This is a genomic window from Telluria sp. ZT3P25 (assembly GCF_059685895.1).
Map to the genome: position 1 here is coordinate 115,060 of NZ_JCASIJ010000002.1, position 15,140 is coordinate 130,199.

At 63.4% G+C, this 15,140-nt stretch carries 9 protein-coding genes; 2 read left to right on the forward strand and 7 right to left on the reverse strand.

Annotation, left to right across the window (positions count from 1 at the left end):
• Nucleotides 1-61: 61 nt before the first annotated feature.
• The 3 genes from AC56LY_RS19035 to AC56LY_RS19045 form a co-directional block, all read right to left on the reverse strand.
• Nucleotides 62-2,221, reverse strand: a complete 2,160-nt coding sequence (locus AC56LY_RS19035) for a M3 family metallopeptidase (RefSeq protein ID WP_499582259.1) — start codon at nt 2,219-2,221, stop codon at nt 62-64.
• A gap of 40 nt (nt 2,222-2,261) precedes the next feature.
• Nucleotides 2,262-4,385 carry a M3 family metallopeptidase gene (locus tag AC56LY_RS19040; protein ID WP_499582261.1) on the reverse strand — a complete coding sequence of 708 codons (2,124 nt, stop codon included), beginning with the start codon at nt 4,383-4,385 and terminating at the stop codon, nt 2,262-2,264.
• Nucleotides 4,386-4,480: 95 nt separating this feature from the next.
• The gene (locus AC56LY_RS19045; RefSeq protein ID WP_499582263.1) at nt 4,481-6,622 is read right to left on the reverse strand and encodes a M3 family metallopeptidase; all 2,142 of its coding nucleotides are present in this window, start codon (nt 6,620-6,622) and stop codon (nt 4,481-4,483) included.
• A 204-nt stretch (nt 6,623-6,826) separates the two neighbouring features.
• On the opposite strand from AC56LY_RS19045, the gene AC56LY_RS19050 reads away from it, so the two are divergent.
• A complete protein-coding gene (locus AC56LY_RS19050; protein WP_499582265.1) occupies nt 6,827-8,116 on the forward strand; it encodes a GMC family oxidoreductase N-terminal domain-containing protein in 1,290 nt (429 codons plus the stop codon).
• A gap of 1 nt (nt 8,117) precedes the next feature.
• Here AC56LY_RS19050 and AC56LY_RS19055 read toward each other — a convergent pair whose 3' ends face one another.
• From AC56LY_RS19055 to AC56LY_RS19065, 3 genes are all read right to left on the reverse strand, one after another.
• Nucleotides 8,118-8,321, reverse strand: a complete 204-nt coding sequence (locus AC56LY_RS19055) for a SlyX family protein (protein WP_183555154.1) — start codon at nt 8,319-8,321, stop codon at nt 8,118-8,120.
• Nucleotides 8,322-8,390: 69 nt separating this feature from the next.
• Nucleotides 8,391-10,610, reverse strand: a complete 2,220-nt coding sequence (locus AC56LY_RS19060) for a DUF4214 domain-containing protein (RefSeq protein ID WP_499582267.1) — start codon at nt 10,608-10,610, stop codon at nt 8,391-8,393.
• A gap of 159 nt (nt 10,611-10,769) precedes the next feature.
• A complete protein-coding gene (locus tag AC56LY_RS19065; RefSeq protein WP_499582269.1) occupies nt 10,770-12,839 on the reverse strand; it encodes a UvrD-helicase domain-containing protein in 2,070 nt (689 codons plus the stop codon).
• 218 nt (nt 12,840-13,057) lie between these two features.
• Here AC56LY_RS19065 and AC56LY_RS19070 point away from each other — a divergent pair, with 218 nt between their 5' ends.
• Nucleotides 13,058-13,543: an SRPBCC family protein gene (locus AC56LY_RS19070; protein WP_499582271.1), complete on the forward strand. Its 486-nt coding sequence runs from the start codon at nt 13,058-13,060 to the stop codon at nt 13,541-13,543.
• Nucleotides 13,544-13,573: 30 nt separating this feature from the next.
• On the opposite strand, the gene AC56LY_RS19075 is transcribed toward AC56LY_RS19070, so the two are convergent.
• A complete protein-coding gene (locus AC56LY_RS19075; protein ID WP_499582273.1) occupies nt 13,574-15,013 on the reverse strand; it encodes a dihydrolipoyl dehydrogenase in 1,440 nt (479 codons plus the stop codon).
• Nucleotides 15,014-15,140: the final 127 nt, after the last annotated feature.

The window sequence follows — 15,140 nt, forward strand, 5'->3', positions numbered from 1 at the left end:
ACAAAATGAACGGGGCCCCCGCCTGCGCGGGAGCCCCCTTTGTCCGGCAACGCGGAAGCCGTTAGTTACCCGTCAAGCCGCGACGCTCCAGCAGCGGCTTGATATCCGCATCCTTGCCGCGGAAGTTACGGTACATCTGCATCGCGTCCAGCGTACCGCCACGCGACAGCAGCGTCTTGCGGAAATGGTCGCCGTTCTTGCGCGTCAGGCCGCCGTTGGCCTTGAACCACTCGACCGTGTCGGCGTCGAGCTTTTCGGCCCACAGGTAACCGTAGTAACCGGCCGAGTAGCCGCCCGAGAACGTGTGCGAGAAATACGTGCTGCGATAACGCGGCGGCACCAGGGCGAAGTCAACCCCGGCCTTTTTCAGCGCCTGCGCTTCGAACGCCAGCACATCGGTCGGGATCTGGTTCGGCGCCAGCTGGTGCCAGGCCTGGTCCAGCAGCGCGGCGGCCAGGTACTCGGTGGTGCGGAAGCCTTCGTTGAACTGCGACGACGCCTGCACCTTGTCCAGCAGCGCTTTCGGCATCGGCTCGCCGGTCTGGTAATGCTTGGCGTAGTTGGCCAGCACTTCCGGCCAGGCCATCCACATCTCGTTGACCTGCGACGGGAACTCGACGTAGTCACGCGGCACGCGCGAACCCGAGAAGCGCGGGTACTGCACGTCCGAGAACATGCCGTGCAGCGCGTGGCCGAATTCGTGGAACGTGGTGCGCACTTCGTCGTAGGTCAAGAGCGTCGGCTCGCCGGCGGCCGGCTTCGGGATGTTCAGGTTGTTGGCAATGACGGGCTTCGTGCCCAGCAGCTTGCTCTGGCCGACCCAGGCGTTGGCCCAGGCGCCGCCACGCTTGTTCGAGCGGGCGTACGGGTCGAACGTGAAGATTGCCAGTTGCTTGCCGTCGACGTCGAACACGTCGAACACGCGCACGTCTTCGTTGTAGCCCGGCAGGTCCTTGCGTTCCTTGAAGGTGATGCCGAATTCCTTGGTCGCGGCAAAGAACACGCCATCGACCAGCACGCGGTTCAGTTCGAAGTACGGGCGCAGCTGGCTGGCATCGAACGCGTAACGTTCGGCGCGCACCTTGTCGCTGTAGAAGCTCCAGTCATACGCGGCGGCCTTGAAGCCACCCTTCTCCGCATCGATCACCTTCTGGATATCGGCCGCTTCCTTCTTCGCGTTGTTCACGGCAGGCGTGGCCAGTTCGGCCAGCAGGCTGTTGACGGCGTCGGTGGTCTTGGCGGTCTGCTCTTCCAGGTTATAGGCGGCGTGGTTCGGGAAGCCCAGCAGCACGGCGCGTTCGGCGCGCAGCTTGGCGATCTGCAGCACGGTGTTGCGGGTGTCGAATTCACCGCCACGGCTGCCGCGCGCCATCGAGGCGGCCAGCAGTTTTTCGCGCGTGGCGCGGTTGGTCAGCACCGACAGCGATGCCTGCTGCGTGGTGTTGACGACCGGCAGGACGAACTTGCCATCCATGCCGCGTTTTTTTGCTTCCGCAGCGGCAGCGTCGATGGCCTTGTCGCTCATGCCCGCCAGTTCGGCGCGCGAATCGACCACCAGCGCCGAGGCGTTGGCTTCTTTCAGCGTGTCTTGTGCGAACTTGGTCTGCAGGGCGGCCAGCTGGCTGTTGAAGGCCTTCAGCTTTTCCTTGTCGGCGTCCGACAGCTTGGCGCCGGCGCGCTCGAAGTCATTGTTGTAGCGGTCCAGCAGGTAGGCCGATTCGCTGTCGAGCTTCAGGCTGGCGCGCTTGTCGTACAGTGCCTTGATGCGGGCGTACAGCTTGCCGTTCAGGCGGATCGCATCGCTGTGCTGCGACAGCTTCGGCGCCATATCGCGGCCCAGCGCGATCAGCGTGTCGTTGGTGTAGGAACCCGACAGCGTGCCGAAGGCGGTGCTGACGCGATTGAGCATGCGGCCCGAGCGCTCCATCGCCACGATGGTGTTCTCGAACGTTGGCGCCGCCTTGTTGTTGGCGATCTTCTCGATCTCCGCCGCATGCTGGCGCATGGCTTCCGCGTAGGCTGGGGCGAAGTCCTCGTTCTTGATCTTGTCCCAGGCCGGGTAGTTGTATTGGAGGCTGCTCTCTTTGGCGAACGGATTGCTCGCGCTGAACGGTGCCGCGGCGCTCATTGGCGCGGCGGTCGCTGGTGCCGGCGCCGCGAATGCGAAGTTGGCGACGGCGGCGCTGATGGCGGCGGCCAGGATGATATGGGTACGTTTCATGTTCTTGTGCTTTTCACGGTAATGGTTGGGCTTGCTGGCATCAGTTCAGGCCGCGGCGCTCGAGCAGCGGCTGGATGACCGGATCGCGGCCACGGAAGGCGCGGTACATCTCCACCGCATCGACGGTGCCGCCCTTCGACAGCACCATGGTGCGGAAGCGGTCGCCGTTCTTGCGCTGCAGGCCGCCGTTTTCCTTGAACCACTCGCCGGCATCGGCGTCGAGGCGCTCGGCCCACAGGTAGCTGTAGTAGCCGGCCGAATAACCGCCGCCCATCGCGTGCGAGAAGTACGTGCTGCTGTAGCGCGGCGGGACCGGCGCGAAGTCCAGGCCCGCGTCCTTCAGCGCCTGCCGCTCGAACGTCTTCACGTCGGTCGGGATCGCTTTCGAGCCCAGCTGGTGCCAGCGCTGGTCGAGTACGGCCGCAGCCAGGTATTCGGTGGTGCGGTAGCCTTCATTGAACTTCTGCGACGCGCGCAGCTTGTCCAGCAGTTCCTTCGGCATCACGGCGCCGGTCTGGTAGTGCCTGGCGTAGCTGGCCATTACTTCGGGCCAGGCCATCCACATTTCATAGACCTGCGATGGCAGCTCGACGTAGTCGCGCGGCACGCTGGTGCCCGAGAAGCGCGGGTACTTCACCTTCGAGAACCAGCCGTGCGTTGCGTGGCCAAATTCGTGGAATGTCGTGCGCACTTCGTCCCAGGTGAGCAGGGTCGGCTCGCCTGCGGCCGGCTTGGTCAGGTTCAGGTTGTTGGTGATGACCGGTTTCTTGTCGAGCAGGAAGCTCTGGTCGACCAGAGAACTCATCCATGCGCCGCCGCGCTTGTTCGGGCGCGCGTACGGATCGACCACGAAGATGGCCAGGTGGGCGCCGTTTTCTTCGAACACGTCATACACGCGCACGTCGGCATCGTAGGTCGGCAGGTCGGTGCGGCGCTTGAAGGTGATGCCCCACAGTTTGGTCGCAGCGAAGAACGTGCCTTTTTCGAGCACGTTGTCGAATTCGAAGTACGGCTTGAGCTGGTTGGCGTCGAACGCATACTTGGCGGTGCGCACCTTGTCGCTGTAGATCGCCCAGTCCTGCGCGGCCAGCTGGAAGCCGCCCTTCTCCGCATCGATCACGGCCTGGATCTCGACCGCTTCCTTCTTTGCGTTGCGCACGGCCGGCGCGGTCAGGTCGCCCAGCAGCTTGTTGACCGACGTGGTGTTCTTCGCAGTCTGGTCTTCGAGCGAGTAGGCGGCGTAGTTCTCGTAGCCCAGCAGCTCGGCGCGTTCGGCGCGCAGCTTGGCCAGTTGCAGCACGACGTCGCGGTTGTCGAATTCGCCGCCGCGGCTGCCGCGGATCATCGACGTGGTGAGCAGTTTTTCGCGCGTGGCGCGGTTGGTCAGCACGGCCAGCGGCGCTTGCTGCGTGGTGTTGACGACCGGGATGACGAACTTGCCTTCCAGGCCGCGCTTGGTCGCTTCGGCGGCCGCCGCATCGATGGCTTTCTCGGACAGACCGGCCAGTTCGGCGCGGGTGTCGACAACGAAGGCCGAGGCGTTCACTTCCTTGAGCACGTTCTGGCTGAACTGGGTCTGCAGCGCGGCCAGCTTGCCGTTGTAGTCCTTCAGCTTGATCTTGTCGGCAGCGGACAGGTTGGCGCCGGCGCGCACGAAGTCCTTGTAGTAGCGCTCGAGCAGGAATGCCGATTCGGCGTCCAGGCCGAGCGTGGCGCGCTTGTCGTGCAGCGTCTTGATGCGGGCGAACAGGGCCGGGTTCAGGCGGATCGCGTCGCTGTGGGCCGCGAATTTCGGCGCCAGGTCCTTGTCCAGCGCCTGCAGCGTGTCGTTGGTGTACGAACCGGTCAGTGTGTAGAACACGGCGCGCACGCGGCCCAGCAGCTGGCCCGAGCGCTCCATCGCCACGATCGTGTTGTCGAACGTCGGCGCAGCCTTGTTGTTGGCGATCTTGCCGATTTCAGCGGCCTGCTCGCGCATGCCTTCGTCGAACGCCGGCGCGAAGTGCTCGTTCTTGATCTTGTCGAAGGCCGGGTAGCCGTACTGCAGGGTGCTCGGCTTGGCGAACGGATTCGAGGCTGGCAGCGCAGCGCTGGCCGACTTGGAAAACGCGAGAGTGGCAAGGGCAACGCCGGCTGCGATCAGCAGCAGTTTTGGACGGTTCATGGAGTCTCTTGTACGAAGGGAGAAAAAGGCAGGTCAGTCGCGCAGCGCCCCGCCGGCGCCGCTCGTGACGGTGCAGACGGGATGCTGGCATGGCATCAGTCGTTCGATGGCGTCGCGGTCAGGCCGCGGCGTTCCAGCAGTGGGCCGATGACCGGATCGCGGCCACGGAAGTTGCGGAACAGGTCCATCGCTTCTTGCGTGCCGCCACGCGAGAGCAGCGTCTTGCGGAAATGGTCGCCGTTCTTGCGCGTCAGGCCACCGCTTTCGGTGAACCACTTGACCGTCTCGGCGTCCAGACGCTCGCTCCACAGGTAGGCGTAGTAGCCGGCCGAATAGCCGCCGCCCATCGAGTGCGAGAAGTACGCGCTGCGGTAGCGCGGCGGCACCGGGGCGTACGCGACGCCCGCATCGGCCAGCGCCTTCGCCTCGAAGCTCAGCACGTCGGTCGGCACCTGGTTTGGCGTGATCTGGTGCCAGCGCTGGTCGAGCAGCGCCGCCGCCAGGTAGGCGGTGGTGGTGTAGCCCTGGCCGAACTTCTTCGACGCCACGACCTTGTCCAGCAAGTCCTTCGGCATCGGCGCGCCGGTCTTGTAATGCTTGGCGTAGTTGGCCAGCACTTCAGGCCAGGTCACCCACATTTCATTGACCTGCGACGGATACTCGACGAAGTCGCGCGGCACATTCGTGCCCGAGAATTTCGGGTATTTCACGTCCGAGAACATGCCGTGCAGCGCGTGGCCGAATTCGTGGAATGCAGTGACCACTTCGTCGTACGTCAACAGCGTCGGCTCGCCATTTGGCGGCTTTGGAATGTTCAGGTGGTTGCCGATGACGGGTTTCTGACCCAGCAGGTGCGATTGCGAGACGTACTCGTTCATCCAGGCGCCGCCCTGCTTGTTGCTGCGTGCGTACGGGTCGAAGATGAAGATCGTCAGCAGCTTGCCATCGACGTCGTACACGTCGAAGGTGCGCACGTCAGGATCGTAGGTCGGCAGGTCCTTGCGTTCCTTGAACGTGACGCCGTATTCCTTGGTCGCGGCGAAGAACACGCCATCGACCAGCACGCGGTTCAGTTCAAAGTACGGGCGCAGCTGGCTGTCGTCGAAATTGAATTTCTCGGCGCGCACCTTGTCGGCGTACAGCGGCCAGTCCCAGCTTGCCACTTCGAATTTACCGCCGTCCTTGTTGATTGCAGCCTGGATCTCGACGGCTTCCTTCTTCGCGTTGGTGACGGCCGGCTTGGCCAGGTCGCCCAGCAGCTTGTTGACAGCGGCCGGGTTGCGCGCGGTTTCCAGCTCTTGCGAGTAGGCCGCAAAGTTCGGGTAACCCAGCAGCACGGCGCGTTCGGCGCGCAGCTTGGCCAGGCGCAGCACCTGCTTGGTGGTGTCGAATTCGCCGCCCTTGGTGCCGCGCTCGAGCGAGGCTTTCATCAGGCGCTCGCGCGTGGCGCGGTGCGTCAGCACCGACAGGCCAGGCTGGATCGACGTGTTGACGATCGGGATCGCAAACTTGCCCTTCTGGCCGCGCTTGGTTGCTTCAGCAGCGGCGGCATTGATCTCGGCGTCGGACAGGCCCGCCAGTTCTGCGCGGGTGTTGACGATCAGGGCGGCGGCATTCGCGCCCTTGAGCACGCGCTGCTGGAAGTCGGACTGCAGCGAGGCGATCTCGCCGTTGTAGGCCTTCAGCTTGGCCTGGTTGGCCGCCGACAGATTGGCGCCGGCGCGCACGAATTCCTTGTAGTAGCGCTCGAGCAGGTGCGTCGATTCGGCGTCCAGGCCCAGCGAAGCGCGCTTGTCGTGCAGCGCCTTGACGCGCGCGAACAGCTTCGCGTTCAGGTGGATCGCATCGGTGTGCGCCGCCAGCTTGGGCGACATCTCGCGATCGACTGCGTCGAGCGTGTCGTTGGTGTTGGCGCCGTGCAGATTGCTGAAGGTCGCGTTCACGCGCGCCAGCAACTGGCCGGATTTTTCCAGCGCCACGATCGTGTTGTCGAACGTCGGCGCCGCCTTGTCATTGGCGATCGCCTCGACTTCGCGCAGTTCTTCGCGCATGCCGGCAGCGAATGCAGGCAGGTAGTGCGCGTCCTTGATCTTGTCGAACGCCGGGTATTGCAGCGGCAGGCTGCTGGGCTTGGCGAACGGATTGGAAGCGTCGAGGGCGGGTGCGGCAGGTGCTGCGATGGCGGAACACGCCAGCGCGACGCTGGCTGCCACGATGAGCAGTTGAGGACGGATCATGAGGTCTTTCGCTAACACTGAGGAAGGGCGCTGTCGCCAACGGCTCGACAGCAGTGCGCTGAAGATCATAGCAGGCTTGCATGGCGCTTGTAACAATTAAAAAGTACCGCAATGTATCAATCCGCAGCCCCTGTATTGACGTGCATATGGTGAGCGCCGTGCTAGCATCGAAGCCCTTTTGCGGTCCCTTCGCGGCCCCTTTCCATGACCCTTTCTTCCTCTTCCTTTGACGCCATCGTGGTCGGCACCGGCCCTGGCGGGGCCAGCGTCGCGCGCGAACTGGCGCGTGCCGGCAGCCGGGTCCTGCTGCTCGAACAGGGCGGCGGCGCGCCGCTCGCCGGCACCGTCACGCAGATGGCGTCAATGGCGGCCGTGCCCGGGCGCGGCGCCTTCATCCACCGCGATGCGTCGCTGCTGGTAGGTGGCACGACGCTGGGCGGTAGCTCGGCCGTCAACTTCGCCACGGCGGCCGCGCCACCGGCGGCGTACTTCGCCGCGTACGGCATCGACCTGGCCCCGAGCCTGGCCGAACTGCGCGCGGAATTGCCGCTCGCCCCCCTGCCCGATACGCTGGTCGGCCCCATGGCCACGCGCATCATGACGGCGGCGCATGCGGCCGGCATCGACTGGAAAAAACTCGACAAGATGATCCGGCCGGCGCTGTGCCGCAGCGGCTGCTGGCGTTGCACCTATGGCTGCCCGTACGGCGCCAAGTGGAGTGCCCGCGATTTCGTCGAACAGGCGGTGGGGCTTGGCGCCGTGCTGCAAACAGGCAGCCGCGTCACGCGCGTGCTGCTGGAGGCAGGCCGCGCCAGCGGCGTCGAGGTGAAGCATGGCGGGCAGTTGCAGACCATCCATGCGCCGCTGGTGATTCTGAGTGGCGGCGGCATCGGCAGCCCGCGCATCCTGCATGCGTCAGGCCTGGGCCCGCGCGATGCGCCGTTCTTCAGCGATCCGGTGGTGGCCGTGATGGGCAGCGTGGCGGACATCGATGGCGGCGCCGAAGTGCCGATGGCGGCCGGCTGGCATGACCCCCAGGCCGGCATCGCGCTGGCCGACCTGACCTTGCCGCGCCCGATGTACCAGGCCTTCGCAACGCAGGTCGGGCGCGTGGACCGCTTGTTTGCGCACCGGCGCACCCTGAGCATCATGGTCAAGATTCGTGACGATATCAGCGGACGCGTCGGACCGCGCTGGGCCGACAAGCGCCTGAGCGATGGCGACCGCGCGCGCCTGCAGCAGGGCGAACGAATTGCGCGCACGATCCTGGAGGCGGCCGGCGCGCGGCACGTGTTCAAGAGCTGGCATTTCGCGGCGCACCCGGGCGGCAGTGTGCGCATCGGCGCCGGGGTCGATGCGCACCTTCAAACGAAGGCGCCGGGTCTGTATGTGTGCGATGCGTCGGTGATCCCGCAGCCATGGGGCTTGCCGCCGACACTCACCCTGCTGTGCCTGGGCAAGCGCCTGGGGCAGCACCTGGCGCAAGTCGGGTGACTCAATAGTGTGGGGGCCGTTCGTTGAGTGGTGCCTGGCCGGCGTCGCGCAGGGAGCGCAGGTGGTCGGCAAGCTTGCCGACCATTGCCTCGAGCTCGTCGATACGGCGCTCCTGGCGGTAGATGGTCTTGTTCAGCTCATCGAGCAGGTCTTCCTGCTGGGAGAGCTTGATTTCAAGATTGACGAAACGTTCTTCCTGGTCCACGGCGCACTCCGGTAAAGCCGGCATTATGCCAGCATCGACGCGAGCAGGACCGTGGACCCGGTTAGCCGATCAAACCGTCCACAGCCCGTCGTCAGCGACGGCGGCAGTACCGATCACCGCAACCGGCGTGGTTGGTGTGACTGGTTCTTTCCAGGGTTCGAACTCCATACCGCTGGACGTCACTTGATAGACCTGGATCTTGTTTTCGATACTCTCACTAAACTCAAGCATGACCTGGGCCCGGCTCGAGTCTTCTACCGTGTTGGTAAGACGGTACATCCAGTAGGCAAAGCCTTCGGCGTCTGGCTGGCGATGCAGGACATTTTCATACAGCTTGCCGAGAAACACTTCGTTGCTCGATTCTTCGCCATAAATCCGGTAGAACTCTTTTTGGGTCAGGAATTCTTCGGCAATCGTGCGCATTGAAGCGCCTTTGTCCACACGGTCGATCCAGTAACCGAGGCCCCAGGCATCCGATGCACGGCCGAGAGAAGCCTGATAGAGGCGGAACACCTGGGCCGTTCCCTCATCGATCGCATACGAGCTGTCGCTGAATTCGAGACGCTCTACATTGTACAAACCATCAACGCCACCGCTGGCATCGGATACGGCGTGTCCCCACGCACCCTTTACCACCTTGTACTCGTTGCGCGCGCCGCTGAATACGGCAGTATCGATACCCGCACCGCCGTCGATTGCATTATTACCGGCCTGCATGACAAATTTGTCCGTGCTGCTGCTGCCAGTGATGTTGGCAGCGTTATTCACGGTGAACGATGCATTTTGCGCCAGACTCGCGGCGTTGCCCGCCACATCGACCGACGAACCGATCACATTGTAGACACCGTTCGGAAGTGGCGCGGAATCGATTTTCCAGGTGCCGTTTGTGCCGACCGTGGCGCTGGCGATCATGATGAAATCGCCTGTCCGATAGAGTTCGATGGTAGTCCCGCTCTCACCGGTGCCGCTGAATACCGGCTGGTTGCTGCCAGCATTGAACGCCACGTTCATCGTCGGTGTCGATGGCTGAGTTGCATCGACATGGAAGATGGCCTGCTGACTCGCTGCCGAGATGTTGCCCGCAGCATCGATCGCCAAGGCGTAGCCTCGGTAGTTCAAGCCATCGGCCAGCGGCACGGACGACACGGCGCTCCACAGGCCGTTGGCGCTGACCGTGGTAGTGGCCACCAGGATGTCGTTGACATACACCTTAATTGTCGAATTTGCTTCTCCCGAGCCATTCATCAACGGCCGGGCACCTCCGGTGGAATACATCGCCGCATTTTTGGCAATGGCCATTTGCGGCGCGGTTGGCGGCGTCGTGTCGCTCAAGCTGGCGCGTGAGACAGCCATATCGGCGAATTGCAGCATTTCGATCGATTGCAAGGTCGTGGTTCCTGATGTGCCCGTCACTGCGAGCGAACCATCCTGCAGCACGCTGAAATTGAATGCGTTGCGGTTGCCGTTAAATATTGTTGTGTCAAAGCCATCTCCGCCATTAATCATGTCACTTCCTCCGTTGCCCTGCAATGTATCGTTAAATTGGGTACCCACCAGGGTGTCTGCCTTGAAGCTGCCGGTGATGTAGCGTCCGCCTGTTGTGCTGTTGATGCCGAGCGCGCCGCGCAGGCCGTCGCCGCCATACAGCCAGTTCAGTGCGGCGATGTCATAAGGGCTGTAGGTACTGTGCCAGCCGCCAGCGCTGGTGTACGACATGATCGTGTTGTTCGTGTTGTCTTCGTTGCCTGACAGAACGGCCTGCCCTTCTTCACCCGGTTCCGGGAACGGGTGCTTCAGGCCAAGGGCGTGACCCAGTTCGTGCAGCAGGGTTTCGTAACCCTGGGTGCCGACCTTCAGGTTCTGCGTCATGCCACGCCACTCGGCATTGTCCAGATACACATAGGCATTGGCGTTGTACGAGGTCAGCGTGGTCTCGGTGCCACTGCGTTGCGATATCCAGCTGTTCAGGCCCGTCGTGTAGGCGCCTTCCAGGTCAAGATTGGCCAGATGGAACTGGGCGCTCGTGCCGGATGCCGTCTCCTGGAACTGAATCCCGGTCACTTGCTGCAGATAGCTGAACGCCGTCCGCGCATTGGTTTGCTGGGATGCGCTGAACGCTTCCTGGCCAGTCCGGTCGCTTTCATTGCCCGAGGAGATCGAAAACGTGTAGAACAGGACATTGGCGTTGTTATTGCTGAGGAAGTTCCAGTCGGGGCCCTTGTCCAGCAAGGCGTCGATGTGGTTCAGTCCGGTAAGCGGCGTGACGGTGATGTCGGAAGGAGTAGCCATGAATCAGTCGAAAATTATTGCAGCAAGGTAAATGCCGTGGGAATTTAGATATCAAAATCTCGTTATTCCGGCAAGTATTTCTTGAGCGACACATGAAGTCAAATAGCATTTCAATCGTGCGCACGACTTGCCGATTCATCAAGGCTTACGCACAACGGTTTACTCCGGAACCGGCCTTGGTGTTGCCAACAAAGCTTTCAAACTCGCCAATCTTGCCTTTGGACTCAGTATTTCCGACTCCATTGGCGCGGCCTCACCAACGTCCAGCGCCATTTCCTTGATGAAGCGCGACGGATCGCAATTGACCAGCTCGCCCGCACGCTTGCGCCGCTTGCACCAGCTCACGTGCAGCGTGCGCTGGGCGCGCGTGATGCCCACGTACATCAGGCGCCGTTCTTCCTGGATGCGCGCCGAGATCGTCTCGATGGAGGCATCCGGGTCGCCCTTGTGCGGCAGGATGCCTTCTTCCACGCCGACCAGATACACGTGCGGATACTCCAGCCCTTTCGAGGCGTGCAGCGTCGACATGCGCACCGCGTCCTGCTCCTCATCCTGGCCTTCGAGCATCGACATCAGCGCCACCATCTGCGTCAGTTCCAGCAGGTTCTTTTCTTCGCCATCGCGGTCGCGCCCGCCACGGCCGCGGTCCTTGAGCCAGTTGGTAAATTCGAGCACGTTCTGCCACTTGGCCTGGGCCGCGCGGTCGTCGAAGCCCTCGTACAGGTAATGCTCGTAATTCATTTCCTTCATCATGTCGTCGAGCACCTCGGCCGCATGGTCGCCGGCGCCCAGCGGCCCGGGCCGCGTCGCGCGGTCTTCCAGCTCGCTGATGAAGTGGCAGAAGTTGCGCACCGATCCCAGTTGCCGTTCGGCCAGCTTGGCCTCGATGCCGCCCTTGCGCGCCGCCTCGAACAGCGAGCAATTCCACTGCTTCGAAAATTCGCCCAGCACTTCGAGCGTGGCCATGCCGACCCCGCGCTTGGGCGTCGTGATGGCGCGGATGAAGGCCGGGTCGTCGTCCTGGTTGGCGATCAGGCGCAGGTAGGCAATGATGTCCTTGATCTCGGCCTTGTCGAAGAAGCTCTGGCCGCCCGACATCGTGTACGGGATGCGCTCCTTGCGCAGCGCCTGTTCCATCACGCGCGCCTGGTGATTGCCGCGGTACAGGATGGCGAAATCGGACCAGTTGTTCTTGCGCTGAAAGTGCTCAGACGAAATCAGCATCGCGATCTGGTCGGCTTCCTGGTCGTCGTTCTGCATGCCCATCACCTTGATCGGCTCGCCCAGGCCGTGCTCGGACCACAGCGACTTCTCGAAGATTTTCGGGTTGTTGCCGATCACGGCATTGGCCGCCTGCAGGATGCGCGTGGTAGAGCGGTAGTTCTGCTCGAGCTTGATCACGCGCAGGTCGGGGAAATCGACCTGCAGCGTTTTCAGGTTTTCGACGGAAGCGCCGCGCCAGGCATAGATCGCCTGGTCGTCGTCGCCCACGGCGGTAAACATCGGCTTCTTGCCCAGGCCCGTCACCAGGAGCTTGACCAGCTCGTACTGGCAGGTGTTGGTGTCCTGGTATTCGTCCATCAACAGGTAACGCAGGCGGCGTTGCCAGCGGTCGCGGATCGGCTCGTTGTTGCGGAACAGTTCTACCGGCAAGCGGATCAGGTCATCGAAGTCGACTGCCTGGTAGGCCTGCAGCGTGGCCACATAGCTGCGGTAGACGCGCCCGGCCTGCGCCTCGTCTTCGTCGCGCGCGGCGTTGATCGCGTCTTCCGGGTCGACCAGGCCGTTCTTCCACAGCGAAATCGTGTTCTGGATGCGGCGGATTTCCTGTTTATCGGTGCTCAGCGCCAGATCGGACACGATCGTGTAGCAATCGTCGCTGTCCATGATCGAAAACTTGTCCTTCAGCCCCACCCCGGCCGCTTCCTGGCGCAGGATGCGCACGCCCAGCGAGTGGAAGGTGGACACGGTCAGTTGCTTGGCCTGCTTCGGCTGCTTGAGCAGCTTGGCAATACGCTCCTGCATCTCGAGCGCCGCCTTGTTGGTAAAGGTCAGCGCGGCAATGGTGCGCGGATCGTAGCCGCAGTGCTCGATCATGTAGGCGATCTTTTGCGTGATCACGCGCGTCTTGCCGGAGCCGGCGCCAGCGAGCACCAGGCAAGGGCCGTCCAGGTACAGCGCGGCTTCGCTCTGCGGCCCGTTGAGGCCGAACTTTGGTGCGTTTGACATGGGGAAGTTTTCGGTGGGACAGAGAGCGATTGTAACAATCTGGCGGGTGCAGCGGGCGATGGCGCGTTGCAGGCTACGCCGGATTGCAACAAGCCGCTGCCAGGGTTTGCTTACCGGCACGCTCCTGCGAGTCAGCCGGGGATCGGGTACCATGCGACCTTTGCAGCGCGCGACGCCACGCGCTACGCTGACGCCCTATTTTTCTGGAAATTTGCCCCATGAAATTCGAACATCTCGTCGAAATCAACGATCCGATGAACCCGCTTCTCGACACGCTCAGCCGCGAGCAGCTGTGGCACGGCCTGGTGCTGCGCGCCGAGCAGCCGAAACTGTTCATTCCGCACCTGGACACCTGCGAAATTCTTGAGCGCGATGCCGGCATCATGCGCCGCCGCCTGACCTTCGGCAAGCTGGTGATCGAAGACACGGTAACCTTGACCCCGCTGCAAGAAGTGCATTACGACGTGCCGGCCCAGGGCGACATCGCCGCCTCGACGCTGCGCATGGTCATCGAAGCGCCCACCAGCGCCATGCTGCTGGTGCGCTTCTGCTACGACGACGGCATGGGCGAACACGTCGACCAGGCCAATGCGATGTACGACGAATTCAAGAAGTCGGCCTACGAAGAAGCCGACATCGACACGGTACGCATCCTGCGTCAGCTGGCCGGTCAGGGCAAGCTGGCCACCACCCTGCTCAACTGATCCGGCGGTCCGGCGATCCGGCGGCGCGGTTTAGAGACCCGGCTGGGTTTCGGCTGCGAAGGTGGTGCTCTCGCCCTGCGACAGGTTGGTCGCCAGGTCGCGCAGCGCCGTGCGCACGCCCTCTTCGATCACCGGATGATAGAACGGCATCTCCAGCATCTGGTCGACCGTCAACCGCATCTGGCATGCCCATGACAGCAGGTGCGCCAGGTGCTCGGCGCGCGGCGCGATCATCTCGGCGCCCAGGAACAGGCGCGAGCCGTATTCGGCATACACCCGCAGCATCCCCTTGTTCTGCAACATGACGCGGCTGCGGCCCTGGTTCTCGAACGACACGCTGCCCACGGCGAACTTGCGTTGCCCGCCCGCGCACAATTCCCGATAGCTCTTGCCCAACGTGGCGATATTCGGCTCGGTGAAGGCCACCGCGATCGGCGTGCGGCGCAGACCCGGGCGCACGTCGGGGTAGCGGCCCGCATTGTCGCCGGCGATCTTGCCGTGATCGGCCGCGTCGTGCAGCAACGGACGCTCGTCGTTGGCGTCGCCCGCGATAAAGATATGGCTGGTGCCGCACTGCATGGTGCGCGTATCGAAGGTCGGGATGCCGTCGGCGCCCCGCTCCAGGCCGGTCAGTTCCAGACCCAGGTCATGCACGTTCGGCGTGCGCCCGGCCGCCATCAGCACGTACTGGAAGCGTTCGCTGCTTTCCTCGCCCAGCGCATCGCGCACGCGCAAGACCACCTCGTCGCCCTCCTGCTCTGCACCCATGATCTGGCTCTGAAACGCGATGTCGACTTCTTCGCCCAGCACGTGCGCCGCGCAGCGCAGCACTTCGGGGTCGCTGATATTGGCGATGGAGCCGCCGCGCGCGTAGAAACGCACGCGCACGCCCAGACGGCTCAGGGCCTGGCCCAGTTCGAGGCCGATCACGCCGGTGCCGATCACGGCCACCGAGGCCGGCAGGTCGTTCCAGTAGAACACGTCGTCGCTGGTAACGATGCCGGGGCCGACGTTCTCGAGCTGCGGCAGGCGCAGCGGTGTCGAGCCGGTGGCGATGACGACGCGCCCGGCGTGGATTTCGGTATGGTCGTCGACCTGCAGCGTGCACGGACCGGTAAAGCGCGCATGGCCCTGCAGGCGGTCCTGGGCGGGTATGGCTTCCACGGCCTCGAGCACGAAACCGACGAAACGGTCGCGTTCGCGCTGGACGCGCGCCATCACGGCCGGACCATCGATCCGCACTTCGCCGGCATGCACGCCAAACGGAGCGGACGAGTGCAGCGTGTGCGCCACCTCGGCCGCGGCGATCAGGAGCTTGCTTGGCATGCAGCCGACCCGGGCGCAGGTGGTGCCGTAGTGCGCGCCCTCGATGACCACGGTGCGCGCGCCCTGCGCCTTGGCCGCGCGATAGGCCGTCATGCCGGCGGTGCCGGTGCCGATGACGGCGACATCCACGTTCAGTTGTTTCATGGGGCTCTTTCGCTGTGTCTTCGCAATTAACAGGCAAAACGATACGCTATTTCACGTGCGCAGGTGGCGTTTCAGGCGGGACGCCACGCCAGCGCGCCCCGGCATTGCAACCAACAGTGCAGAAAAC